Below are 25,479 nucleotides of genomic sequence, written 5' to 3'. Positions count from 1 at the left end.
CGCGCGCAGCCTTCGCTCGCCGCTGCCGAGACAGCCGTTCAGTTTCTCCATATAGGCTGCCATCATCTCCGCCCCCCAAAAAAAACTAAGAAAAAATTCCTGTCCCGTTCCCGTTCCATCTCATTGATCGGCCTCAAGGAATCCCCCTGCGAGGCTGGTCAAAGGCCACCTTCATGGTTGGTAACGCCGTTCGGGGTGGATTGACTCGTCAGGAGGTTGAGAACAGAAAGGGAACATATCAGCTTGAAGAGCTGCTGGAAACCCCAGAAGGAGTGCCATTCCTGCCGTGTCGAAGCCTGCCGTCAATGCTGTGCTTGCCGAGCTTCGAGAGCGCATCGGCCAGCTCGAAGGTGGAGCGGCACGCACCCGATCCGTGCTGCCGTTTGCGGTTCCGGAGATGGATCGTGCTTTGCCGGGCGGCGGGCTCGCCTTCGGCGCACTGCATGAGGTCGCCGGTGGCGGAGGCGGGACGGTGGACGGCGCGGCAGCCGCGCTGTTCGTAGCCGGCATCGCCGCCCGGACACGGGGCAAGGTGCTCTGGTGCATGACGCGCCCTGACCTCTTCTTTCCGGCGATTTCGCAGGCCGGACTTCATCCCGATCGTGTCGTCTGGTGCGAGAGTGACAAGGAGGAAGAGGTTCTGTCGGCGATGGAGGAGGGGCTTTCGTTCGGCGGCCTGTCCGCAGTGGTCGGCGAACTGGTTCGCCTACCGATGAATGCCTCGCGGCGCCTGCAACTCGCAGCGGAGAAGACCGGCGGCATAGGCATCGTGCTGCGGCGATGGCGACGACAGGCCGAAGCGTCGGACTACGGACAGCCGACAGCCTCGACGACGCGGTGGCGCATCAGCACGCTGCCATCGGAACGATTGCCGGTGGCGGGCGTCGGGAGGGCCCGGTGGCTGGTGGAACTGATGCGCGTGAAGGCGGGTGAGTGCGCCGAGTTCGAAATTGGAGCCCCCGATGCCAAGGGTCGTATCTGTTTACTTCCCGTTTCTGTCGATCGACCGGATCAGGCGCCACGCTTGCGACGCCTTGCCGGCTGACAAGCCGCTCGTGGTGATCGCGCGTAGTGGCTCCAAGCGCTGGATCTCTGCGGCGGACCCGACGGCGCTCAAGCTGGGGCTGAGAGTGGGAATGCCCGCAAGCAAGGCGCAGGCCATGGTTGCTGATCTCCTGATGGTCGACGCGCGGCCGACCGACGACGCAGCGGCGCTGGAGCGGTTGGCGCTTTGGGTGCTGCGCCAATACAGCCCTGTCGTCGCGGTGGACGGCGTCGACGGTCTCGTCATGGACACCGAAGGGGCGGACCACCTTCAAGGCGGCGAGGAACTTCTCCTGTGCGGTCTCGTCACTCGTATGCGCAGCCACGGTCTGACGGCGCGGGCGGCCATCGCCGACACCTGGGGCGCTGCGCATGCGCTCGCCCGGCTACGAGCAGCGGAGACAACCATCGTGCGCGGGGGCGAGGTTGCGAAGGCGGTCATCGACCTGCCCATCGCAGCCCTGCGGCTAGCCGCGGAAACTCTCCAAGGGCTGCGGGTGCTCGGCGTCGACACTGTCGGCCAGCTCTCGGCCATGCCGCGTGCGCCGCTGACGCTGCGGTTCGGTCCGGAAGCAGCGCGCCGCCTTGACCAGATGTTCGGCCAGGTCGCCGAGCCGATCGAGCCGATCCGAACCCCGGAACTTGTTGAGGTTTCGAAGACCTTCGCCGAGCCCATCGGGGCGCCGGAAACCATCGCCAAATACGTCCAGAGGCTGGTCGGGCAGCTCTCCACGCGGCTGGCGCAAAACGGCCTCGGCGCGCGGCGTTGCGACCTCATCATCCATCGCGTCGACAACACGCGCCAGCATCTTCGCGCAGGTCTCGCCAAACCGGTCCGCGATCTGGCGCGCCTGTCGAAACTGCTCTGCGACCGCATCGACACGATCGAGCCGGGCTTCGGCATCGAGAAGATGGCTCTCATCGCCATCTCTGTCGAGCCGCTGGGGGAGCGGCAGGTCGCATCCTCACTGATCGAGGAGGCGGTCGCCGACATCACGCCGCTGGTCGACATTCTCGGCAATCGCGGCCATCGGCTCTTCCGGGTCGCACCCGTCGCCTCCGATGTACCGGAGCGTTCGGTCCAACGTATCGCACCGACGGCGCCGGATACCGGGCAGGCCTGGGCCGCCAAGTGGCCGCGGCCGTCGCGCCTCCTCGCAAGCCCCGAGCGCATCGAGGTCATTGCGCTGCTTCCGGATCAGCCGCCCGCGGTCTTCACCTGGCGCGGCAAGCGACGGAAGGTCATTCTCGCCGACGGTCCGGAACGCATCTTTGGCGAATGGTGGCTGCGCCCGCGCGAATTCCAGGCGGTGCGGGACTATTTCGTCGTCGAGGACGAGCTCGGCGAGCGTTACTGGGTCTACCGGGCCGGCGATGGAGTCGACCCGGAAACCGGCTCGCATTTGTGGTTCCTGCATGGGGTGTTCGGATGATGTGCTATGCCGAGCTGCAGGTCACCACGCACTTCTCCTTCCTGCGCGGCGCGTCGAGCGCCGACGAGCTGTTCGCCACCGCGGCGGCGCTTGGCATCGACACGCTTGGCGTTGTCGACCGCAACAGCCTCGCCGGCATCGTCCGCGCCTGGGAGGCGGCCAAGGCCATCGGCGCGCGGTTGGTGGCCGGTTGCCGCCTCGATTTGACGGACGGCATGTCGGTTCTCGTCTACCCGATGGACCGCCCGGCCTATTCGCGCCTGACCCGGCTGCTTTCCCTCGGCAAGGCCCGTGGCGGCAAGGGCAATTGTTTGATCGATTTCGCCGACGTTGCCGAACACGCCGCCGGGATGATTGGTGTGCTTGTGCCCGATGAAGCCGACGAGGCCTGTGGCGTGCAGCTTCGCAAGCTGGCCGAGCTGTTCGGGGACCGCGCCTATGTCAGCCTGTGCCTGCGCCGTCGCCCCAATGATCGCCTGCGCCTGCACGGCATCGCCACCATGGCCGCCCGCTTCAAGGTCAGGACCGTCGTCACCAATGATGTACTCTTCCATGAACCCAGCCGGCGGCAGCTTCAGGATGTCGTGACCTGCATCCGTACCCGCACGACCATCGATGATGTCGGCTTCGACCGCGAGCGCCATGCCGACCGCTACCTGAAGACGCCCGAGGAGATGCACCGGCTCTTTGCCGAGTATCCCGAAGCGCTTGCGCGCACGCGCGAAATTGTCGAGCGCTGCAGGTTCGATCTCGCCGAGCTGCAATATCAGTATCCGGAAGAAGCGATCGTGCCCGGCCTCGACCCACATCAATCGCTCGTCAAGTTCACCTGGGAGGGCGCCGCTGGCCGCTATCCCGAGGGTGTGCCGGACAAGGTCCGCAAATCCCTGCGGCATGAGCTGGAGCTGATCCGGGCCATGAACTATGCGCCCTATTTTCTGACGGTCTATTCGATCGTTCGTTTTGCCCGGTCGAAGGACATCCTGTGTCAGGGCCGGGGCTCGGCCGCGAACTCGGCCGTCTGCTACTGCCTTGGCGTGACCTCCATCGACCCGGAGACCAATGACCTGCTGTTCGAGCGCTTCGTCTCCCGGGAGCGCGACGAGCCACCGGATATCGACGTCGATTTCGAACATGAGCGCCGTGAGGAGGTCATCCAGTGGATCTATGACACCTACGGCCGGAGCAGGGCGGCGCTGTGTTCGACGGTGACCCGCTACCGCGCCAAGGGCGCGCTCCGTGACGTGGGCAAGGCGCTCGGCCTGCCGGAAGACATGATCGGGCAGCTATCGTCGGGTGTGTGGGGTTGGTCGGAAGGGGTGTCCGAACGCCAGCTCAGGGAGAACAACCTCAATACGGCCGACTATCGGCTGAAGCTGACGCTGGAGCTCGCACAGCAGCTCATGGGCGCGCCGCGCCATCTCGGCCAGCACCCGGGCGGCTTCGTGCTCACCCATGACCGGCTCGACGATCTCGTGCCGATCGAGCCGGCGCGCATGGACGACCGCCAGGTGATCGAATGGGATAAGGACGACATCGAAGCGTTGAAGTTCATGAAGGTCGACGTGCTGGCGCTTGGCATGCTCACCTGCATGTCGAAGGCCTTCGCGCTGATGGCCGAACACAAGGGCGATGTCCGAGACCTTGCCTCCATTCCGGCGGAAGACCCGAAGACATACGCGATGATCCGCAAGGCCGATACGCTCGGCACCTTCCAGATCGAAAGCCGCGCGCAGATGTCGATGCTGCCGCGCCTGAAGCCTCGCACCTTCTACGACCTCGTCATCCAGGTAGCGATCGTCCGGCCTGGCCCGATCCAGGGCGACATGGTGCATCCCTATCTCCGTCGCCGGGAAGGCAAGGAGCCCGTCGACTATCCCACGCCGGAACTGGAGGCGGTTCTTTCCAAGACGCTCGGCATTCCGCTGTTCCAGGAGTCTGCCATGAAGGTGGCGATGGTCTGCGCCGGTTTCACGGGCGGCGAGGCCGACCAGCTCCGCAAATCCATGGCGACCTTCAAGTTCACCGGCGGCGTCTCGAAGTTCAAGGACAAGCTCGTCTCCGGCATGGTCAGGAACGGCTATTCGGCCGAGTTCGCCGAGCGCACCTTCAGCCAACTCGAGGGCTTTGGCTCCTACGGTTTTCCGGAAAGCCACGCCGCCAGCTTTGCCCTCATCGCCTATGCGTCCAACTGGGTGAAATGCCATCACCCGGACGCCTTCTGCGCCGCGCTCTTGAACTCGCAGCCGATGGGTTTCTATGCGCCGGCGCAGATCGTGCGCGACGCCCGTGAACATGGCGTCGAGGTGCGGCCGGTCTGCGTGAACGCCTCACGCTGGGACTGCACGCTCGAGGATGCGGGCGAGGGCGGGATGAAGGCGGTCCGCCTCGGTATGCGGATGGTGAAGGGGCTCTCGACCGCGGACGCCGCCCGCATCGTTGTGGCCCGCGCCGACGAGCCGTTCGCCTCAGCCGACGAACTGTGGCGGCGGTCTGGGGTGCCGACGGCCGCGCTGGTGAAGCTCGCCGAGGCCGACGCGTTTTTGCCATCGCTGAAGCTTCAGCGCCGCGACGCTCTGTGGGCGATAAAGGCGCTGCGCGACGAACCGCTGGCGCTTTGGGCGGCCGCCGCCGAACGCGAAGCCCGCCAGGTCGCCGAATTGCAGGAGCCGGACGTTGCCTTGCCTTTGATGAGGGCAGGGCACGAGGTCGTGGAGGATTACTCGCATGTCGGCCTGACATTGCGCCAACATCCGGTCGCGTTTCTGCGCCAGGACCTGCAACGACGGCGCGTCGTGACGTGTGCCGAGGCCATGGCCGCACGAGACGGTCGCTGGCTGATGACGGGCGGTCTTGTTCTCGTTCGCCAACGGCCGGGATCGGCCAAGGGGGTGATGTTCATGACGCTTGAGGACGAAACCGGCATCGTCAACGCGATCGTTTGGCCAAAGCTGTTCGAGCGGCAGCGCCGGCTCGTGCTGTCGAGTTCGATGTTGGCGATCAACGGCAAGATCCAGCGGGAAGGCGATGTCGTTCATCTCGTCGCCCAGCGGCTGTTCGACCTGTCGGAAGATCTCGGCCGGCTCGGGGAGCAGGATGTCCAGTTTCCGCTGCCGCATGGGCGCGGCGACGAATTCGCGCGTGGGAGTGGCGCGCCCGATCCGCGCGAGCTGCCGCAAGCGGCCGCGCCAGCGCGGGACATCTTCATACCCGACCTGCATATCGATCGGCTCACAGTGAAAAGCCGGAATTTTCATTGAGCCGTGGCCGCAGTGCCTGCCGGCTTCGCACCGATAGCTGCGATGATCAGGAGGTTGCTGGCTTTGTGCCCTGCCACCGCGATGAAATGCCGGTGATCAGTACCGCAATGACACCTGTCAGGAAAACGGCATCGAAGGTTCCCGCTCCACCAAGCGATAAGATGGGAGCACCAAGATCGGCAAGCTTCCCATAATTCAGCAAATCCCCCCCGATCAACGCGCCCAGCGACCCGGCGATGTAAGCAAGCGGTGCGGCGCTCTGGCGTGACAGCAGTAGGGCCAAAACGGTCGCTGCTATCGCCGGGATGAATACCGGTACGGCTATCCCCATCCCCGGAATGGGGGACGAGAACCAGTAACAGATCGCAGCTACCACGGCCGTCGCCAACAGCCCTGCCGACCAGAGCCGCCATCGAATGAGTAGGAATACGGCCATGACCACCGGAATGATCGCTCCGCCCACATTTATCGCAAGAACGGTGCCGCCCCAGTCGGTTGCTGGCGGGATTGGGTAGCTCATGCCGTAGAACTCGACCATTTGATCCGCCGTGACGGAATTCGTCGAAATCACCGTGACGGGAATGTTGATGAAGCTTCCGATCAAGGAACCGATCAGCAAAAACATGGCTTGGGCCGGGGTCAGGCCCAGTTGCAGGTAAGCGCGCCTTATCAGGCAAAAAGCCAATACAAGGACACAAACCGCAACGAGAACGAAGAAGAATACGGGCGCGACCGGAAGGTAGAAAAACTGAGCCATTTGCATTGGAGCCTCGGCTGCAAACCCTCGTGAGTGGGCTCCGCCAATATTCACGCAGAACGCGAAAAGACACAATACCGCGTCCCGCCAGCTCGAACTCACGCTAGGGACACTGAGCCGTGTACGCATATGGGCATCCTTTTGCCAAAGGCGGATCCGGATGTCGCGGGCATCGGCCGTCCAAACTTTGGACAATGCGCCCACGGTATCGCTCGTGGTGCCTACAAGACCCAACTTACGATCCCGGCGGATCGGCGAAGCTGAGCTACGCGGAAGAATGGTTGTAGCTGGCCTGCGTCGTAACGGACGGGAATGGTCAATTTTGCACATTTGCACAGGTGTCTAACGAGCCTTGCACTACCGAGGGGCAACTCGCTCAGCGAGAGTTCGCCCCTAAAACGGCTGTCCCAGACAATCTGGATGACTGAACAGGAGCAATCACGATGACCAAACTTGCGATCGCATTGGCAACTGCGATCGGCTTCGTTGGGTGGAAAGAAGACGGGTGGCTTTCAGGCCGCACAACACCGGACTTCCGCCTGCTCCAAGTCAGGCGATCAGCTTTGACCTACGGTAGTTGTGGATCGCGACGCCGTTGATCGTGAAGTCGTTTCGAGCATCGATGCTGAAGCCGCGACGTTCAAAGAGGCGGCGTGCGCCCTCGCTCGCCTCTACGAACAAGATCGTCATGCCCGCGCTTTTCGCGGCGGCTTCGATCGCGGCGTAGAGCGCTGACCCAACGCCTGTTCCGATCATATCTGGGCGGCGGTAAAGGTGGTCAATATGACCATCCGCCTCCAAATCCCCGTAACCAATTGGCTGACCGTCACTGTCCACAGTGACGAAGAATATTCGGCCGTCGGCTTGGCGCAGGTATTTCTCGGGGTCGGGCTTCGATGGGCTCCAAGCCGCAACCTGCTCCGGCGAGTAGTTGCGGATGCCGGCTTCATGAACTGATGCATGAAAAAGGGTCGCAAGCGCGTCAGCGTCGAAAGGCTCAAACGGTCGGATCAGTATTAAACCATTCTATCACCGCTTTCGTGTCGGGGAAGATGGCTCGGAATGATCGGAAGAGGGTCGACGGCGGAAGGTCTACTTACTAGCTAAATCTCCCCATAACCGACCGACAGCTTTCGGCCCAAGACTGCCGGTCGGAAATGCGCCGCATTTGGGCCATCGATGCAAATTTTCCCTCCGCCGCCCGGAAGCAGATATCGCGGCACCAAGTCCGAGCATTCTGCCGCCGAGCTGGGACTAGCCTAGGCATCGCGGTCGAGTGCCGTCGTCGACCAACGTCCGCACGCCGCGCTTGCGCAGTTCGGAATAGACTTTGCGGCTGTCTGCGAGAATGCGCTGCAAGCCGAAATTGATCGCCATCTCATGTGTGAAGCCAAAGAGCTCGCCCTCGTAGAGCGTGCGAGAATAATCACGATGGCTGGTCCGACGGAGATGCGGTCCTTGCCGATCCTAGAGCCGGCCATTGCGTTCCGCGGGAAACTGAAATAGCGTTGCTTGACATTTGTTCAACAAGGCCATTCCGGAATGCCGATGGGCTGCAACCCTCGATACGAGATACTGTTCGAGCCGGTTCGGATAGGGCCGGTCACCGCTCCCAATCGTTTCTACCAGACGCCGCATGCGACCGGCATGGGTCATCTCAAGCCGCAAAGCAGTGCCGCGCTGCGATCCATAAAGGCCGAGGGGGGGTGGGGCGTTGTTTCGACAGAATACTGCTCGATACATCCGAGTTCGGACGACTCGCCGTTTGGCTTCCTGTCGCTGTGGGACGAGGACGACGTACGTGACCTTGCCCACACAGCGGACGCCATCCACGCGCATGGTAGCCTGGCGGCCGTCGAACTTTGGCATGGCGGCGCCCACGCCAACAACCGGCTGACGCGCGAGCCTATGATCGCGCCTTCAGCGCAACCGCCCAAATTCGTTCAACCCGGCGGCGCGCGCGCTATGGATCGGCAGGATATTCGCGAATTTCGCCGCTGGCAGCGCGAAGCGGCCATCCGCGCGAAACGGGCTGGTTTCGACATCGTCTATTGCTATGCGGGGCACGACTATCTGCCGTTCCAGTTCCTGTCGCGGCGCACCAATCGCCGTACGGACGAATATGGCGGTTCTCTCGAGAACCGCGTGCGGTTACTGCGCGAGATGATCGAGGACACGAAGGACACGGTGGGCGCGACATGCGCGGTCGCAGTCCGGCTCGCCGTCGATGAACTGCACGGACCTCTCGGCATCACCTCGCAAGGCGAGGGCCGCGAAATTATCGAGATGCTGGCCGAACTGCCGGACCTCTGGGACGTCAATGTCGCCGGCGCGCTCGGCAACGATTCCAAATCGTCGCGCTTCAGTCTGGAAGGCTATCAGGAGGAACATGTTGCCTTCGTGAAGACGGTGACAACAAAGCCGGTCGTCAGTGTCGGGCGGTTCACTTCACCAGATACGATGGTCGGCCAGATCAGGCGCGGCATCCAAGATTTCATCGGAGCGGCCCGCCCCTCGATCGCCGATCCCTTTTTGCCGACAAAGATCTTTGAGGGGCGCGAGGACGAAATCCGCGAGTGCATCGGCTGCAACATCTGCCGCTCCGCCAACAACGAGGCCGTGCCGCTGCGTTGCACCCAGAACCCGACGATCGGCGAGGAATGGCGGCGCGGCTGGCATCCGGAGCGGCTGGCGCGGAAGGGTTCGGAGGCGCGGGTTCTAGTTGTTGGAGGCGGTCCGGCAGGACTGGAATGCGCGTTGACGCTCGGCCGGCGTGGCTACGGCGTGCTCTTGGCGGAGGCCGGCAATGCGCTTGGCGGCCGTGTCTCGCGGGAAGCGACGCTGCCGGGGCTCGGCGCATGGGCGCGCGTGCGCGACCACCGCGTTCACATGCTGGGCAAACACGATACCGTCGAGATTTATCCCGGCAGCCGGCTCGGCGCTGAGGACGTGCTGTCGCTCGGCGTCGAACATGTGGTACTTGCGACTGGCAGCATTTGGCGGCGGGATGGCGTCGGTTCCAGTGTCGAGGTGCCTACCGAAATTGCCGGTTCCCAGTCGATCCTGACGCCGGACGACATATTCGCCGGGGTAACGGTCGCGGGGCCAGTGTTGGTCTATGACGACGAGCATTATTTCATGGGCGGCGCTCTGGCAGAGAAGTTCCGCCTTGCCGGTCATGACGTCGCAATCGCTACGCCGTTGCCAGTGGTCTCGAGCTGGACGCAGATGACCGACGAGCAGTTTTTCGTTCAGAAGCGGTTGATGGATAACGGTGTCGATGTGCTCCTGTCACGGAGCCTGTTGTCAGCTTCGGAGGGCGTTGCCGAATTCGCCTGCGCCTACACCGGTAGGATCACACGCCGCGACTTCGGCACGCTGGTTCTGGTAACAGGACGCCTCGCCGAGCAGGCATTGTTCGATGACCTTTCAGTGGCGATAGAAAGCGCACGTGGCGCCTTGCGGTCGATCACGCGGATCGGCGACTGCCTGGCGCCATCCTCAATCGCCGATGCGGTGCATTCGGGTCACAAGTTCGCCCGCCAGCTTGACCTGCCGGCTGTGGCCGAGGTGCCGCTGCGCGAGCGGCCATTTCTGCCCTGAGGAGACAGATCATGGAACGCAGTTCGGCACGTCGTAGACCCGGTCGCCCGCAACGCGAAGTCGGCACCATAGCCCAGCGGCCGTGGAAGCAACTGACGCGGCCCTACGCTCCAATCGAGATTCTATCAGCCGATCAGGTTCAAATGATCCACGAGATGGGCCTGACCATCCTGGAAGAGATCGGCATGCGCGTGCTCAAGCCGGAGGCGCGCCAGCTCTATCGCGCGGCGGGTGCCGAGGTTGACGAGGGAGAGATGCGGGTGCGCTTCGACCGCTCGATGATCATGGAGCGCATCGCAACCGTCCCGTCCTCCTTCGAGCTACGCGCCAGAAATCCAGAGAAAAACGTCAAGGTCGGCGGGCGGCACTGCATCCTCTCCTCGGTCGGCGGGCCGGCCTATGTCATGGACAATGATCGCGGCCGTCGTCCCGGTACCTATGCGGAGATGTGCGATTACCTGAAGCTCATCCAGTCGTTCAACGTGTTGCATCAGGAGGGCGGGGGGCCGTTCGAGCCGCTAGATCTGCACCAGAATACGCGCCATCTCGACCTGTACTACGCCGAGATCACGCTGCTCGACAAAAACTGGCAGCCGCAGGCGCTCGGCCGAGGCAGGGCAATCGACGCGCTGGAGATGGTGGCGATCTCACTCGGCACGACGCGCGAAAGGCTCTCCGAGGAAATGCCGGTGTTTACGGGCATCATCAATACCAATTCGCCGCTGCAGCTCGATGACCCAATGGCTGAGGGCTTGATCACCCTGGCCCAGCATGGCCAGGTCAATGTCATCACCCCGTTCACGCTGGCCGGGGCCATGAGCCCGGTTACACTCGCCGGCGCATTGTCGCAGCAGCATGCCGAGGCGTTGGCCGGCATTGCGCTGACGCAGATCGTGCGCCCCGGCGTGCCGGTTATGTATGGCGGTTTCACTTCAAACGTCGACATGAAGACCGGCGCTCCGGCCTTCGGCACCCCCGAATATACGCAAGCGGCTCAGATCACCGGCCAGCTCTGCCGCCTGATTGGTGTTCCTTTCCGCTCCAGCAACGTCACCGCCGCGAATTCGGTCGACGCGCAGGCGGCTTACGAGAGCGCGATGTCGCTATGGGGTTGCCTGATGGGTGGCGCCAACCTGGTGCTGCACGCCGCCGGTTGGCTGGGCGGCGGGCTGACCGCGTCATTCGAGAAGCTGGTCATCGATGCCGAGATGTTGCAGATGATGGCGGCCTATTTCGATCCGCCTGCGGTCGACATTGATACATTAGCGCTCGAAGCGGTGCGCGAGGTCGGTCCGGCTGGGCACTTCTTCGGCGCAGCGCACACGATGCAGCGCTATGAACGCGCATTCTATGCGCCGCTGGTGTCGAACTGGGACAACTACGACACTTGGATGGAGCGCGGACAGGTGACTGCGCGTGAGCGCGCCAATGTCATCTGGAAGCGCATGGTGGCCGAGTACGAACAACCGCCAATCGACCCCGGCATCGATGAGGCGCTGCGGGATTACATGGATCGTCGCAAGCGCGAGGGCGGCTCACCGCTCAATTGAAATACAAACAATCCAGGGCAGGGCCAGCGGCCGGTTCTTGCTCAAGCGTCGCGCAGCGGTCCTACCTGCACTTCGAGCATCTCGAACCCTGCGGCCTCGGCGGCCTCAGGTGTAACGATCGTCTCGTCGAGAGACCATTCTAGCCAGAGCCCATCGACCAGCGCAATGAAATTGCGGGCAAGCGACCGGGCATCGACCTTTCGACCGCGTTGCGTGGCGACGGCTTCGATCTCGTCGGCGAGTTCGGCCCGGTAGGCGTCATAGAGGTCGCGATGTGCGGCCTGAAGGCGTGGATTGACTGCGATCTCACCCCATAGCGACAACCAGACCAGCAGATTGTCACGGCTGAAGTAGTCGGGTGAGAAGTTGGACTTTACCAGCGCGCGAAGCGAAGCTTCAGGCGACCACCCGGACTGTTCTGCGCGTCGACGCTTGGCCTCCGCTACCTGTGTATTCACCGTCGCATAGAGCGAAGTTTTGTAAACCTCGACCAGAAGTCCGTCGCGACCGTCAAAGTGATGGTTGATCAGTCCGCGCGAGACGTTGGCTTCACTGCAGATACGGTCGATCGTGAACGCGCCGATGCCGCCACGCGAGAGACAGCGCGTTGCGGCTTCGATCAGCATTGCGCGGCGTACGTCGGCCGGTTCACGGCTGAAGCGCGGCTTGGGTTTCTTTGCGCCGCGCTTTTGCTTGGCTGTTGCGGTCTCATTGTCTGTCATCGAGTCTGGTTAGAGCCTTTCCCGCCTTGATCGAAAGAGGAAAGGCTCCAACCCTCCAGCTATTTTAGTAGGCGTCTAGTCCGTTATGCCCCGACTGTCCACGCGGTGCCGATCAAGCCTTTTTCTTGAACAGGACCGGATTGGGGTGGCCATCCGGATAGATGACCGGTTCGAGGCCTGTCCTGTGAATAGCAACGAGCGGCTGGTGGCAGATGAACATGAAGCAGCCTGATTGTTCCATCAAGTCTTCCATCCGGTTTGAAAGTTCGATGCGCTTGGCCGGATCCATCTCTGCCACGAGATCCTTATAGGCGGCCTCGTACTCGGGGCTGTCGAAGCCGGACCAGTTGTATGCGCCGATCTGGTCCGGCCGGAACCAGACGAGGTTTTCGGACGGGTCGACGCCGCCGGCAAAGTCCATCAGCGCGAGGTCGATGTTTTTGTAGCCGTCCCCTTGGGTCTTGTCGCCGACGCCCCAGAATGCCGCCTCGTCATAGGGTTGGATCTCGACCTTGATGCCGGCTTGTTCGAGGCTTGCCTGTATGATCTGGGCGGTGGCGGTGCGGATTGAATCGTTCATGACCGTTAAGGTCAGTGTCAGGTCGGCGACGCCGGCCTCGGAGAGCAGCGTAGCGGATTTTTCGTAGTCCGCGCCCTCGATGAGGTTTTTGGCCCGCGCGAATTTGCTGCCGGGTTGAACAACGCCGGTGGAGCGCGGAACAAGGTCGTCATAGACGCCGGTCAGGATCTGGCCAACATCGACGCCGTGCTGCACCGCCTGGCGCACCTTGATATCCTGCAGGCGCGGACTCAGCTTGTTGATGGTGAGCCAGACATAGCGCGTCGACTGCGCCTCGATGACGGTGGTGTCGGCGGGCGGGCTGGCCTTGACCGCCTTGGTCGCGGAGGTAGCGATTTTGGTGTAGTCGAATGCATCGGCCTCATAGGCAAGTTGCGCCGCCTGATCGTCGGAGACGATATAGATTTCGACCTTGCCGAACGCCGGCTTCGGCCCCGGCCAGTCTGGATTAGCGGTAAGCGTTACCTTCTGCTTCTGCTGCCAGTCGGCGAAAACATAGGGGCCGCAAGTTGCGGGCGGCTCGGTGGTGAACTTGCCGCCGGCTTTTTCCATGCCCGCCCGACTAAGGATGTGGCCGCCGTAGTAAGGCAACGAGACCACGAAGAGCGGCTGGTACGGGCTTTTCAGATGAATGATGCCGTTTCGCGCGTCGATGACCTCGACATGGTCGAGCTGCTCGAACTGGTAGGCCCAGGGTGAACCGAGCTCAGGGTCGGCGATGCGCTCGTAGGAGAATTTTACGTCGTCGGCAGTGACGGCGCCAAAGCCGTTGGACCATTTCAGCCCATCGATCAGGGTAAAGGCGATGGTCTTTGGGTCCTTTTGTTCAAGCTTCTCTGCGCCCCAGGGCGCCCAGGGCGAGCCTTCTCGAAGATCGCCGAACCGGTTCAGCGTCACATAGATGCCACGCATGATGACATCTTCAATGCCGCCATTCATGAAAGCGGGATCGAGCGTCTGCAAATCGCCTTCCATACGGATGCGCAGTGTGTCGCCGTCGGCCGACCAGGCAAAGCCGGGCCGCATCAAAAGCCCGGCGCCGAGCGCCCCCGCGGCCTTGAGAAATCTACGCCTATCGGTGGTCCATCCTGTCATGTCAGTTCCCCTTGTTTTCGGAAGCGCGTGCGAAGGCTTCCTTTTCTTGGTCACATGTCTCCAACGGGTAATGGCAGCGTACCATCCGGTTGGTGCCCGCCCTTCGATACGCCGGCGGCTCGAGGCGGCAGCGCGGTTGAACCAGCGGGCAGCGCGTGTGGAATTCGCAGCCCGAAGGCCTCCTGAACACGCTCGGGATTTCACCGGTGACTGCGAGGTGGTGGCTGCGCTGGCGAGGGTCCGGCACCGGCTCGGAGCGAATCAGAGTCGCGGTGTAAGGATGCATCGGTGCTGCAAACACTTCCTGCGTCGGTCCGGTCTCGACCAGTCTCCCGAGATACATGATGGCGAGGCGGTCGCTGACATGGCGGATCATTGCAAGGTTGTGGGTGACGATCATCGCGGCGAAGCCGAGTTCGCGCTGCAATTCCCCGACCAGGTTGAGAACGTCGCCCTGGACGGAGACGTCGAGACCGGCAGTCGGCTCATCGGCGAGCAGAAGATGCGGCTTCATCGCCAGCGCCCGGGCGACCCCGACGCGACGCGCCTGGCCGCCTGAGAGTTCATGGGGAAACCGGTCAATGAAGGAGGCTGGCAGACCAACTTGCGCCAACAGTGTCTTTGCGACAGTGCGCCGGTCCGCCATCGGCAAGCCCTGAATGAGTTGAGGTTCGGTCAAGAGCGAACCGATGCGCAGGCGCGGGCTGAGCGACGCAATGGGGTCCTGAAACATCATCGCCGATCTGCGGCGCATGGCACGGAAATCGGCCCCTGTCAGGACATCCTTGCCCTCGAAGGCGATCCGCCCGGCGGCGGCGCGCACAAGCCCGAGAATGGTGCGGGCGAGTGTGGTCTTGCCGGAACCGGATTCGCCAACCAGTCCGATTGTCTGACCCGGCATCAGCGAGAGCGTGACACCGTCTAGAATATTGAAGCTGGGCAGCGGCAGCGGGTTTAGAAGGCGATTGATCATCCCGCCGCGTGCAAAGTTCACCGAAAGGTCTTCGATTTCAAGCAGCGGGGTCATCCGCGCACCCCGTGGCATCGAGCGATGTGGGATGCCGAGAGCTTGACGCGCGGAGGCACCACATTGTGGCAAGGCGCAAGGGTGCGCTCGCAGCGCGATGCGTAGATGCAACCGGCCGGTGGATCCGTCAGATTGGGCAGTGTGCCGGGGATTGTCGGCAGACGCTCGAGCCTTTCGGGAAAACGCGCGGGATCGCAGGCAAGCAGCGCCCGCGTGTAGGGATGGCGGGCATCGTGGAAGATCGCGTCGACCTCACCGCCTTCGACGACCTCGCCCGCATACATCACGTAGACCCGGTCGCAGAGTTCGGCGATGACGCCGAGATGATGCGAGACGACCATGATGATGCCGTTGTATTCGCGTCGCAGTTCGCGCAGCAGGTGGATGATCTGCGCCTCCATGGTCACGTCGAGGGCGGTCGTCGGCTCGTCGGCAATGAGCAGGCCGGGGTCTGTCAAAAGTGCTGCGGCAATCGCCGCGCGCTGGCGCATGCCGCCCGACAATTCGTGCGGGTAGCTCCTCATGCGCCGCTCTGCGTCCGATATGCCGACGCGCGTCAGCATCGCGGCGATCCTCGCCTTCTTCTGCGCCCGGTCCAGGTCCTTGCGGTGGTGCTGGAAGTCTACGAGCTGGTCGCCGATGGTCAGCACCGGGTTGAAGGCAGTCATGGGGTCCTGCGAAACGAGTGCGATCTCGTCGCCGCGAAGCAGGCGCCGGCGGTGCGCGTCCAGGTTGACCAGGTCGACGCCGTCATAAGCGATGGAGCCCTCGATGCGGGCGTTGGCCGGCAGGAGATTGGCCAGCGCAGTGACCAGCGTGGACTTGCCGCATCCGCTTTCGCCGACGATGCCGATCACCTCGCCGGGATGTGCCTCGATGTCGACATGGCGCAGCGCGTGGACGTTGCCATGCGGGGTCTCGTAGCGAACGCTGAGATCGCTGGCAGCAAGCGAGCCTGTCATGCTGGCCTCCTTAGCTTCAGGCGAGGGTCGAGATAGTCCCGTAGGCCCTCGCCGAGGAAGGTGAAGCCGAGCGTGGCGAGCACCAGCGGCAAGCCGCCGAAGATGACCATGAACGGAGCTGAACGAATGCTGGTGTAGCCGTCATAGAGGATGCTGCCCCAGGAAGGCGTGGGCGGGCGCACGCCAAGACCGAGGAAGCTCAGGCCCGCTTCGACCATGATGACGACGGGGATGTCCATCGACAGTAGGATGATCAACGGTCCAACCACATTGGGCAAAAGATGTACGAAGATGATGCGCACGGGTCCGGCGTCGAGCAGCCGTTCGGCCAGGATGTAGTCGCTGTTTTTCAGCGCCAGCGTCTGCGCCCGGATCAGCCGCGCATAGCTCGGAAACGAGGTCGCGGCGATGACGATGATCAGCGTACTGGTTCCGGCGCCGAGCACAGTAATGATGGCGAGCGCGAACATTATCATGGGGAGCGAATTCAAACTGTCGAAGGTCAATACCAGCAGCGCGTCGAGCCAGCGGGGTCCATAGCCGGCGATCAATCCAAGCAAGAGGCCGATCGCACCGGCGATCACTACCGAAACCATGGCGATCGTCAGCGCGGTGCGCGTCCCAAAGACAATGCGGGAAAGCAGGTCACGGCCGAGATGATCGGTGCCGAACCAATGCTCGGCCGATGGTGGCTGCAGCTTGTGCAGCACGTCGATCTTGACCGGCGAATAGGGCGTAAGCCAAGGGGCGAATGCGGCGGTGATGAGAAAACCTGCCACCAGAATGAGTGCTGTGCAGGTGAATGGGTCGGCGAGCAGGGCACGAAGCAGCGGAAACCGTTGTCGGCCCTGGCCGGAGGAAGCTGCTTCAGCCACGAAAGACATCGCGGACCCTCGGATCGAGCCGCGCGATCAGCAGATCGGCGGCGATGGTGATTGAGACATAGATGGCGGTCATGATTAAAACCGTTCCCATGACGACCGGATAGTTGCGGGTGTTGACCGCGTCGGTGACGAGCTTGCCGATGCCTGGTCGGGCAAACACCGCCTCGACGAAGACGGCGCTGGAAAGGATGCTGCCCAGCCCCACCGCGACCAGCGAGATGGTCGGGATGATTGCGATACGCAATGCGTATTTCGAAACGATTTTCCATTCCGGTAGGCCGAAGGAGCGGGCGGTGCGAATGTGCGGCTCGCCCATCACCTCCATCATCGAGGCGCGTACCATGCGGGCGATATAACCGATCCAGCCGAGCGCGATGGCAAGTGCCGGCATGACAAGCGCCTTGACCTGGCTGACGAGGTCGCCGGCCTCGCCGGCGCCGATGGCCGGTAACCAGCGCAGCGCCACGGCGAAGAGCAGCAGCGAATAGATAGCGACGACGAATGACGGCACCGCGATAACACCCACGGACAGGACGCCGATGATGGCGTCGGCCGCGGTGCCGCGCCGCACCACCGACAGACATCCGAGAGGAACGCCGATGAGAAGGGCGGCAGCGAGTGACGTAATCCCAAGCACCAGCGTGTTGGGCAGCGCTTCCATGACAAGGGTGGAGACAGGCCGATTTGACCAGACATCGTAGCCGAGGTTCCCGGTCAGCGCATTGCGGAAGAACTCCACGATCTGCCACCACACCGGCTGATCGAGCCCCATGCGCTCGATCAGCATCTTCTTCAGTTCTGGTGTGGCGCGCGGCCCAAGCGCCACACTCGCCGGATCGCCGGGCACGAGGAACACGGCCGTATACATGACGACCATGACGAAGGTGAGGATCAGAAGACCGAGACCAATGCGCTTGATTGCGTATGTGAGCATGGTCCCTAGCTTTCCTCAGGCAAAATCACGCCTGATGCGCCGCGTCGCCGACGCGCTGTGGACAAGTCGGCCTCGTTCTCGAGCCTCGAGCCGCCAACTCAAATGAAAATGCGTCGCGTCGGCCGTCAGTTCGGTGCGCGCCATGCTTTCCATGTCGGCTTCCCCGCTGGCGACGGCCCAGCGATATTCCGTGACGAGTTTTGCCGAAAGTGGATCGTCGCCGCGGATGCTCATCGTGTCGCTGTTGGCGGAGGACACGATGATACTGCGGTCGTCATAGCGGGTGCAGCCATGGTCGGAAACCAGTGCGATTGTCTGCACGCCGCTGCCGACATCGTCGGTGACGATGCGGCGGTCGAAACCATCCCGCAGAACCGTGGCAGGAACCGGCGGCGCGGTCTCCGCTTGATCGAAGCGTACATCGCGGTCCAGAGGCGACAGCGGGCGAATGGGAAGGACCAGGTTGCTGTCGCCGGCGGCGACAGACAATGTCGACAGGCTTGGCTGCGGCCAGAGGATCGGCCAATGTTGGTTGGCTAGCGCGAGCCGGATGCGGTGGCCTTTAGGCACCGTGCGGGCGAAATCGTTGAGCTTCAATCGGATCTTGAACGGCGTTCCGACCGGACAAGGTTCGGGATGCTCGTGGCTGTCGCGGTGGCTGAGATTGAGCACGCCATAGGTCATTAGCGCCGAGGTGCCGTCGGGATAGACGTCGCAGAGCCGGACCGCAAGGTTGACGTGCGGCTGGTCGACTGTGAGGAGCAGGTCGATCTCCGGCGCGCCGAGCAGGGTCAGATCTTGGTCAAGCGGGGCCGTGTCGAAACACAGCGCCAGGCCGTCCTCGCGCTGTTGGTCGATCGCCATGTCAGGACAGCTTCCGCCATAGCCGCCCCAGCGGCCGCAGTCGCGTCCGGCGGTTGCCGGCGAACGCACGGAGAGGGACGTACCGGAAACGGCCTCTTCACCAAGACCCGTCGCGTTGAGATGGAATCTACGGCGTTCGATGCGCGGCGACGGCCATTTTTCCTCGGCAGCCCAGCATCCGGCATGGTTGGGGAGATAAAAGGGTTGCGGCCGTTCCTCAGCCGTAATCCAGACACGGTAAAGCGGCTCGGCCATGATGCCGGTGTCCTCGCCGGCGAGCCAGTACCGCCACCAGCGCAGCGCCTCCTGGAGATAGCCGATCAACGGCCCGGGCGCGCCGCGACAAGGATAGACATGCGACCACGGGCCGACGATGCCGAGTTTCGGACCTGGCAGATTTTCGAGCAGACGCGGGACGAAATTGGAATAGCTGTCTTCCCAGCCGCACACCGCCATGACCGCGCATTGGATCGCGGAATAATCCTCGCAGACCGACCCCTGACGCCAGTAGTCGTCGCGGCGCTGGTGGGCCAGCCAGATTTCCGACAGCGAGGTCGTGGCGGCAAGGCGGCCCTCCCATATGGCGCGCCAGGCCTCTCCGACGATTTGCGGATCGGGCGCCATCGCCTTCTTCACCAGCATGAAGTTCGACCACATCTCCTGCTCGGTCAGGAGCGCGCCGCCCATATAGTGGATGTCGTCGGCATAGCGATCGTCACTGGCACATAGCGTGATGATGGCCTTCAGCGCCGGAGGTCGTCTGGCGGCGACCTGGAGCGCATTGAAACCGCCCCAGGAAATGCCGGTCATGCCGACATTGCCGTTGCACCAGGTTTGAGCAGCGAGTTGCGCGATGATCTCGCAGGCGTCCTCCTGTTCGCGCGGCAGATATTCGTCGGCCAGATCGCCCCCGGAATCGCCGGCGCCGCGAATATCGACACGGACGCAGGCAATGCCATGCCCGGCAAGGTAGGGATGGATGTCGATGTCGCGCGCCACAGTGCCGTCGCGGCGGCGATAGGGCACCATCTCGACGACGACCGGCACCGGCGTGTCTGTCTTCGGACGCCACAAGGTCGTTGCGATCCGAACGCCATCGGCCAGCGTGATCCAGAACGGATCCACGGTTTCGACAAGAAACGGATACTCGGTTCGTATCATGCCGGAGGTGTCCAAATGCCCTTGTTGAAAAGTCGTACAACAAGAGCATTTGACAAGCAACCGAGGCTTTAGCTGTAGCCGTCTTTTTTACTCGGGCGCCAAAACTCGCCTGACTGCATTATCAACTCAAGCGGTTGTCGGCGCTCTTTGGGATAACGTGTAGGAATGAACTCTCCCACCGGCAACGACAAGCCTATCGTTTCCCGGCTCAAATCATCGTACGGTGTGGCTGTATTTCCGACTTGCACTCAGCCTTTGTCATGTCGAGGAGATGCTGCTGGAACGCGGTATCGTTGTCTCTTAGCCGCAAATGGGGAAAGAAGTTCGGGGCCGAGTACTATCGGCAACAGGGGGGAGGGCGTCTTACGGTCGTGAGCGGAAGGGCCGCTTCCTGCTGAGGTCGCCCTGAAAGCAGGCCGACCACTTCCGCCCCAGGTCGGACGCAATCTCGCCCTATCGACTCCAAGCGCGGCCGAGCAAAATTGACAACGCGGCATGAAACGCGACAGCAGGCCAAAGAAGAACACCGCCCAGCCCGCCGAGAATACCGAGATAGGCAAGATAGAGGGTCACGACGATGCCGTAGGTCAACATCCCGACAATCGGCGGCCCTGGCCAGCACGCGACCCCCAATGCAATCAAGGCAATCCCCGCGACGCGCGCGACCGGAATGGCAACGCCGTCGAGTTCATGGCCCAGCAAAAGTTGAACCACGATCGACGGGACAATGACCAACGCCAAGCCGGTAGCGACTTCGACTGCGGCGGCCCAAACAAGTGCCTTACTCATGCGACCGATAGACCTGTTCTGCCCCCGCTGCTCAACCTACTCTATGGAGCTGCAGGGGGACGGATCATGAATGGTGCTGGACGTAACGCCAAGCGTATGCGTTGGTTCCGATCACCGCCCCAAGCGGTCGGGCGACTTTGCGCCCCTTATCGGTCATAAAGGCAGTTGTCGCCTCTGCCCGAAAACGGTCATTGCGTTGGTTTAAGGCAACGACATCTGTGCACCACAAGAAGACTGCCGTTGCGTTTGAGATTCTTATTCTTCGCGCCGAGCGAATGCCGCTTGAGCTTGTTGGCATGGAACAAGTGGTTGTCGTTTAGAGCGTGAAAGACCAGGAGGGCTCCTTCATTTGGACGTCAGATCGATATCATACCATTTCATGGATAGCCCCTTCAGAGTGCCATCCGCATGCATCGCCCACAACCCTCTTGATTTCCGCTGCAAAATCGTCGTCGCCGGGTAGGATCGCGATGGCATGTGGCACCCGATAGAGCGGTTGCCCAACGATCTTGAAGGGCTTTCCCTCCTTGATCAGCGCCATCACGGCGGGCAGCAGATTGGCGAGGGCGTCCAGTTCTATGCCATCGCCCTTGGCCAGGGCAGCATAGACATCCTCTTCATGCTGGTAGTTCACGATCACGGGATCGTCGACCTTGTAGATGAATTCCGAGACCCCGACGATATTTACAGGCTCCCGCCGCAAATAGTGATCATATTGCGATCCAGCTAATGCGCCGATGCGTTTGCCGCTGGCGGCCAGATGTCTGGCGCGAACGGATGACGCCGCTTGCACGAATGTGGTCGAGCACCGTGCCGGCCCAGGCCGAGGCTGACGTGATGGCAAAGGCTAGTCCAAAAGCGCCGATCTTCTGCAAGACTTACATCTTCCCGTCCCTTGCGACATTGCGGGCGGCGCATAGGAAAAGCCTAGCCAGCCTCAACGCGTTCCGTCATTGATTTCGAGGTGTACTCTCTCCAAACCCAAGGCGTGAAAGATGAGCACGGCATTTAGACTATGGCATGCAAAAAACGGCTTCATGGATCGGAGAGAAAATAGTTGATTCCAGCAAAAATCGACGTGATATTACTGGTTACACTTAATACTTCCAGCGCGCATTAGCAATCCAATTCATAACGCCGGCAGTGTGGGCAGCCAGCATCCGTTTTGGGGCAACCTATGCAGATCGCAGACAGTAGTGGCGTCGGTCTGGCTGACGGGACGCATAAGGCGGACGATACCAAGCATCCACGACGATATAGTTTCGGCCTGGCAACGAGAGTTCTCCTCGGCCTGGTTGCGCTTGCCTCGATGATCGGCATCGTCAGCTTCACGGCCCTGCGATCCTTCGACGGCCTTCGCCATAACCTCGATGTCATCGTCAACCGGCAGATGGATACGATTAGCGTCTCGGCCGAATTGCGTCAGCGTGCGGAGGCGCTTACGCGTCTGGCACCCTCGCTCTATGCCAAAGGCCTCGACCAACAGACGCTGCTGGACTTCTCGCTTCAGAGTTTCAAGGAACAACAACGCCTGCAGACGTTGATCGACGATCTGAAGACGCATTCCGAGGAACCCATGAGCGGCATCGAAGCCGTCATGCAGGAGCTTTTCAGCAATCTCGATGCTCTGGCAACAAACCTCTACGACCGTGCGGCAACGGAGGAGGCCATTGACAAGCTCGCCCACAGAATTGCCGCAGCTTCGCCTCCGGATCGGAGCGCAGCCGAACGGCTCAAATCGGTGACCCTAGAACTGCTGACCGCCGGCAGCGCAGAGGCGGTCGATGCGCTCAAGCCTCGGGTCGAATCCGTGCTTGCTTCTGCGGATCCCGCTGGAGACAACCTCACGGCATCGCTCCTCGGCGCCCAGGGCCTCATTGCCCAGAAGGCGCGTCTTGCCGGTCTGCTTAAGGACATTCGTACCCAGCTTGCCGACAACGAGCGACTGTCACGCAACTTGGTCGGCGCCGCTGAAAGCATATCCGACCGCATCATTCGTGAAATGGAGCGGCAGCAGAACGTCCTGGACGGTGAGCTGTCGCGGAGCGAAACCATTCTCTGGTCCATAGCGCTGCTCGCGGTGGCGGGAGCGATCGCAGTTGCCATCTACATGCAGAGATCGATCGTAGGACGTATCCGCAGGCTCGGCAGCGCCATTCGCGACCCTGAGCTTGCCCGGAGCCTCCGACAGCTTACGCGAGGGCATGACGAGATCGCCAATCTTGCAGCAGAGTTCACCAATTTCGTAACGGCGATCAGACAGGCGGAGAGGGATCTCACACATGCGCGCGAAGTCGCAGATGCCGCCAACGAGGCAAAAAGCACGTTTCTCGCCTCCATGAGTCACGAAATCCGCACACCGATGAACGGGATTATCGGGATGAACAGGCTGCTGCTGGATACCGACCTCGATGCCGAACAGCGCGACTACTGCAACACGGTGAACGGCGCGGCCGAGACGCTGCTGACGATCATTAACGACATCCTCGACTTTTCCAAGGTCGAGGCCGGCAAGATGGAACTCGAAACTATTCCCGTCGATCTCAGGCATTGTGTCGAAACAGCGCTCGATCTTGTCGCCAGCCGCGCGGCCGAAAAAAGGCTAACTCTCGCCTATGTCTTTGAGGGTGAATGCCCCGAAGGAATCATGGTGGACCCGGTGCGGCTCCGGCAAATTCTTCTCAATCTCTTGAACAACGCGGTGAAGTTCACGGAGCAGGGCGAGATCGTACTGACAATTTCTCGCGATCGCATCTCTTCCCCCTCAGAAACGGGGCAATTCTACCGCCTCCGGTTTGCCGTGCGCGATACCGGCGTCGGGATTCCTGCGGAGAGGATGGGCCGGCTGTTCAAGTCCTTCAGCCAGATCGATGCCTCGACGACGCGGCGGTTTGGAGGCACGGGGCTCGGTCTCGCAATCAGCAAGCGGCTCGTCGAGCTAATGGGCGGCACGATCTGGGCTGAAAGCCGCCCGGGCGAAGGTTCGACCTTCATCTTTTCGATCACCGTCGCCGAGGCGAAAGTCGAGCATGAGACTTCGCGGCCGAAGGTCGATGTCGAAGGCCTTCATATGCTGATCGTCGACGACAACGCCACCAACCGCCAGATCCTCACGGGCCATGCAGCGGCCTGGAAAATGCAAAGCACTACCTTTTCCTCGCCGTCCGCAGCCATCGAGGCCCTTTCCGCCGGGAGCCGCTACGACATAGCCATCCTCGATCTCGTCATGCCCGATACCGACGGCATCGCACTCGCCGAGCAAATTCGGGGACTACCGGCCGGCAAGTCGCTGCCGATTATCATCTACAGTTCGCTTTCGCAGTTTGCGAAATCGGAAAGGGAAAGGATCGTCAGGTTCGAACACGCCGACATGCTCGTCAAGCCGATCAAGCCGTCGATCCTGCTCGAGCATGTGAGCGCCCTTGTTAGCAAGAGACAGAATGTAACGGGCGCACCAGCCGTGGAAAGAGGTTTCGACAATGAACTCGCGGCGCGCTTACCGCTTGCCATCCTCCTGGCCGACGACAACCTAATCAACCGCAAGGTGGGCAGCAAGATTCTCTCCAATCTCGGTTATGCGCCTGATCTGGTCAATGACGGCCGGCAGGCCGTCGATGCATGCCAGGCGAAGAGCTACGACCTTGTCCTCATGGACATCGAGATGCCCGAAATGGACGGCCTCGAAGCGACGACCGAAATTCGCCGGCAATCGGCGGAGCCGGCACCATACTTCGTGGCGCTGACGGCCAATGCGATGACGGGAGATCGCGAGCGCTACCTATCAGAAGGCATGGACGATTATCTCAGCAAGCCCATCCATCTAGAGGAATTGCTCGCATGTATCGAGCGCGCGGGCCGCTACCGCGCCCAGCGGGAACTCGGGAGAGCCGGCTAGCAAAATTGACTGTAACGAATGTTGACGGGGACCGATCTCATGAATGTTTTTCCGAGAGTTGTATGCGCCGGACTGATTTTCGCCAGCGCCGCGCTTGCCGCCCATTCTGCAGCGGCAGGAGAAGTGTTGGACCACATCCACGCGACTGGCATCCTGCGTTCTCCCTTCCCGGACATCTGGCCGCCGGCGGTGATCAAGAACGACAAGGGCGAGCTCGACGGTTTCGATGTCGAAGTGCTCCGCGAAGTCGGCAAGCGAATCGGGGTGAAGGTCGACTATGTCACCAACGCGGACGGCTCGATCATAACCTGGGAAGAACAGACCTCCGGAAACTGGCAGGGCAAATACGACATCGTCATCAACAGCATGACACCGACGGCCAAGCGCGCCGAGCATGTCGCCTTCCCAGTGAACTATTACTACACGATCGGGGTGCTTGCTGTACACCGGGACAACACGTCGATCCACACGCCGGCTGACGCCAGCGGCAAACGCATCGGCGCCCTCAAAGCCTCAAAATATGACCAGTATCTCCGTCGTCAGCCCTTCGGGATCGTCGGCGTTCCGCCGATCACTTACAAGATCGAAAATCCCACCATCGTCAATTTCGACCATGAGGACGATGTCTTCAGTGCACTTGCCAAGGGCGACGGCGTCGAGCTCGACGGTTTCGTCAACGACGTGCCGATCGTCATGTCCCTGATTAAGGAGGGCAAACCCTTCAAGATCATCGGACAGCCGCTCTACCACACGCCAAGTGCCGTCGCGATCCTGCCGGGAGATCCGGAACTCGCGGATCTGCTGGCGAAAACGGTCGAAGCGATGCGAGCCGACGGGACCCTGTCGAAACTTTCGACCAAGTGGTTCGAGTACGACATGATCAACGAATGAAAGTGAAGATGTACGTCAATTCAGTGAA

General features: G+C 61.8%; 18 protein-coding genes and 1 pseudogene. 8 read left to right on the top strand and 11 right to left on the bottom strand.

Features of this window, described 5'->3' with window-relative positions; translation table 11 throughout:
• Positions 1–286 precede the first annotated feature (286 nt).
• The 3 genes from M2281_RS13845 to M2281_RS13835 are packed head-to-tail and all read left to right on the top strand — an operon-like array spanning position 287 to position 5,737.
• Positions 287–1,045, top strand: a complete 759-nt coding sequence (locus M2281_RS13845) for an ImuA family protein (RefSeq protein WP_280821720.1) — start codon at positions 287–289, stop codon at positions 1,043–1,045.
• On the top strand, positions 963–2,477 hold the full coding sequence (locus tag M2281_RS13840) for a Y-family DNA polymerase (RefSeq protein WP_280821719.1): 1,515 nt from the start codon (positions 963–965) through the stop codon (positions 2,475–2,477). Before M2281_RS13845 ends, M2281_RS13840 begins: the two co-directional genes overlap by 83 nt.
• The gene (locus M2281_RS13835; protein WP_280821875.1) at positions 2,477–5,737 is read left to right on the top strand and encodes an error-prone DNA polymerase; all 3,261 of its coding nucleotides are present in this window, start codon (positions 2,477–2,479) and stop codon (positions 5,735–5,737) included. Before M2281_RS13840 ends, M2281_RS13835 begins: the two co-directional genes overlap by 1 nt.
• 46 nt (positions 5,738–5,783) lie before the next feature.
• On the opposite strand, the gene M2281_RS13830 is transcribed toward M2281_RS13835, so the two are convergent.
• Both M2281_RS13830 and M2281_RS13825 read right to left on the bottom strand, forming a co-directional pair.
• Positions 5,784–6,500: a DUF1614 domain-containing protein gene (locus M2281_RS13830; RefSeq protein ID WP_280821718.1), complete on the bottom strand. Its 717-nt coding sequence runs from the start codon at positions 6,498–6,500 to the stop codon at positions 5,784–5,786.
• Between the two features lie 543 nt (positions 6,501–7,043).
• Positions 7,044–7,433: a GNAT family N-acetyltransferase gene (locus M2281_RS13825; protein WP_280821874.1), complete on the bottom strand. Its 390-nt coding sequence runs from the start codon at positions 7,431–7,433 to the stop codon at positions 7,044–7,046.
• 609 nt (positions 7,434–8,042) lie between these two features.
• Here M2281_RS13825 and M2281_RS13820 point away from each other — a divergent pair.
• Positions 8,043–10,097, top strand: a complete 2,055-nt coding sequence (locus M2281_RS13820; RefSeq protein WP_280821717.1) for an FAD-dependent oxidoreductase — start codon at positions 8,043–8,045, stop codon at positions 10,095–10,097.
• A gap of 11 nt (positions 10,098–10,108) precedes the next feature.
• The gene (locus M2281_RS13815) at positions 10,109–11,647 is read left to right on the top strand and encodes a trimethylamine methyltransferase family protein (RefSeq protein ID WP_280821716.1); all 1,539 of its coding nucleotides are present in this window, start codon (positions 10,109–10,111) and stop codon (positions 11,645–11,647) included.
• 41 nt (positions 11,648–11,688) lie between these two features.
• Here the strand turns inward: M2281_RS13815 and M2281_RS13810 are convergent, their stop codons facing one another.
• From M2281_RS13810 to M2281_RS13780, 7 genes are all read right to left on the bottom strand, one after another.
• Complete coding sequence (locus M2281_RS13810; RefSeq protein WP_280821715.1) at positions 11,689–12,369, bottom strand: TetR/AcrR family transcriptional regulator; 681 nt, start codon at positions 12,367–12,369, stop codon at positions 11,689–11,691.
• A gap of 112 nt (positions 12,370–12,481) precedes the next feature.
• Positions 12,482–14,044, bottom strand: coding sequence for an ABC transporter substrate-binding protein (locus M2281_RS13805; protein WP_280821714.1), 1,563 nt, complete (start codon positions 14,042–14,044; stop codon positions 12,482–12,484).
• A 1-nt stretch (position 14,045) separates the two neighbouring features.
• Positions 14,046–15,071: an ABC transporter ATP-binding protein gene (locus M2281_RS13800; protein ID WP_280821713.1), complete on the bottom strand. Its 1,026-nt coding sequence runs from the start codon at positions 15,069–15,071 to the stop codon at positions 14,046–14,048.
• Positions 15,068–16,033, bottom strand: coding sequence for an ABC transporter ATP-binding protein (locus M2281_RS13795; RefSeq protein ID WP_280821712.1), 966 nt, complete (start codon positions 16,031–16,033; stop codon positions 15,068–15,070). Before M2281_RS13795 ends, M2281_RS13800 begins: the two co-directional genes overlap by 4 nt.
• The gene (locus tag M2281_RS13790) at positions 16,030–16,908 is read right to left on the bottom strand and encodes an ABC transporter permease (protein WP_425537723.1); all 879 of its coding nucleotides are present in this window, start codon (positions 16,906–16,908) and stop codon (positions 16,030–16,032) included. The genes M2281_RS13795 and M2281_RS13790 overlap by 4 nt, the downstream gene beginning before the upstream one ends.
• The gene (locus M2281_RS13785) at positions 16,901–17,851 is read right to left on the bottom strand and encodes an ABC transporter permease (RefSeq protein WP_280821710.1); all 951 of its coding nucleotides are present in this window, start codon (positions 17,849–17,851) and stop codon (positions 16,901–16,903) included. The genes M2281_RS13790 and M2281_RS13785 overlap by 8 nt, the downstream gene beginning before the upstream one ends.
• Positions 17,852–17,866: 15 nt before the next feature.
• Positions 17,867–19,876, bottom strand: coding sequence for a CocE/NonD family hydrolase (locus M2281_RS13780; RefSeq protein WP_280821709.1), 2,010 nt, complete (start codon positions 19,874–19,876; stop codon positions 17,867–17,869).
• A 223-nt stretch (positions 19,877–20,099) separates the two neighbouring features.
• Here M2281_RS13780 and M2281_RS13775 point away from each other — a divergent pair.
• Positions 20,100–20,223: pseudogene (locus M2281_RS13775) on the top strand (IS6 family transposase); the annotation flags it as partial.
• A 106-nt stretch (positions 20,224–20,329) separates the two neighbouring features.
• Here the strand turns inward: M2281_RS13775 and M2281_RS13770 are convergent.
• Positions 20,330–20,665: a hypothetical protein gene (locus M2281_RS13770; RefSeq protein ID WP_280821708.1), complete on the bottom strand. Its 336-nt coding sequence runs from the start codon at positions 20,663–20,665 to the stop codon at positions 20,330–20,332.
• Between the two features lie 367 nt (positions 20,666–21,032).
• The gene (locus tag M2281_RS13765; RefSeq protein ID WP_280821707.1) at positions 21,033–21,458 is read right to left on the bottom strand and encodes a transporter substrate-binding domain-containing protein; all 426 of its coding nucleotides are present in this window, start codon (positions 21,456–21,458) and stop codon (positions 21,033–21,035) included.
• A gap of 384 nt (positions 21,459–21,842) precedes the next feature.
• On the opposite strand from M2281_RS13765, the gene M2281_RS13760 reads away from it, so the two are divergent.
• The gene (locus M2281_RS13760; RefSeq protein WP_280821706.1) at positions 21,843–24,560 is read left to right on the top strand and encodes a hybrid sensor histidine kinase/response regulator; all 2,718 of its coding nucleotides are present in this window, start codon (positions 21,843–21,845) and stop codon (positions 24,558–24,560) included.
• Between the two features lie 126 nt (positions 24,561–24,686).
• Positions 24,687–25,451: a transporter substrate-binding domain-containing protein gene (locus M2281_RS13755; RefSeq protein WP_280821705.1), complete on the top strand. Its 765-nt coding sequence runs from the start codon at positions 24,687–24,689 to the stop codon at positions 25,449–25,451.
• Positions 25,452–25,479: the final 28 nt, after the last annotated feature.

Origin of the sequence: Pseudaminobacter soli (ex Li et al. 2025), assembly GCF_029892515.1 — a bacterium.
GTDB classification, from domain to species: domain Bacteria; phylum Pseudomonadota; class Alphaproteobacteria; order Rhizobiales; family Rhizobiaceae; genus Pseudaminobacter; species Pseudaminobacter soli_A.
This window is presented reverse-complemented; position numbering and strand designations above follow the sequence as displayed.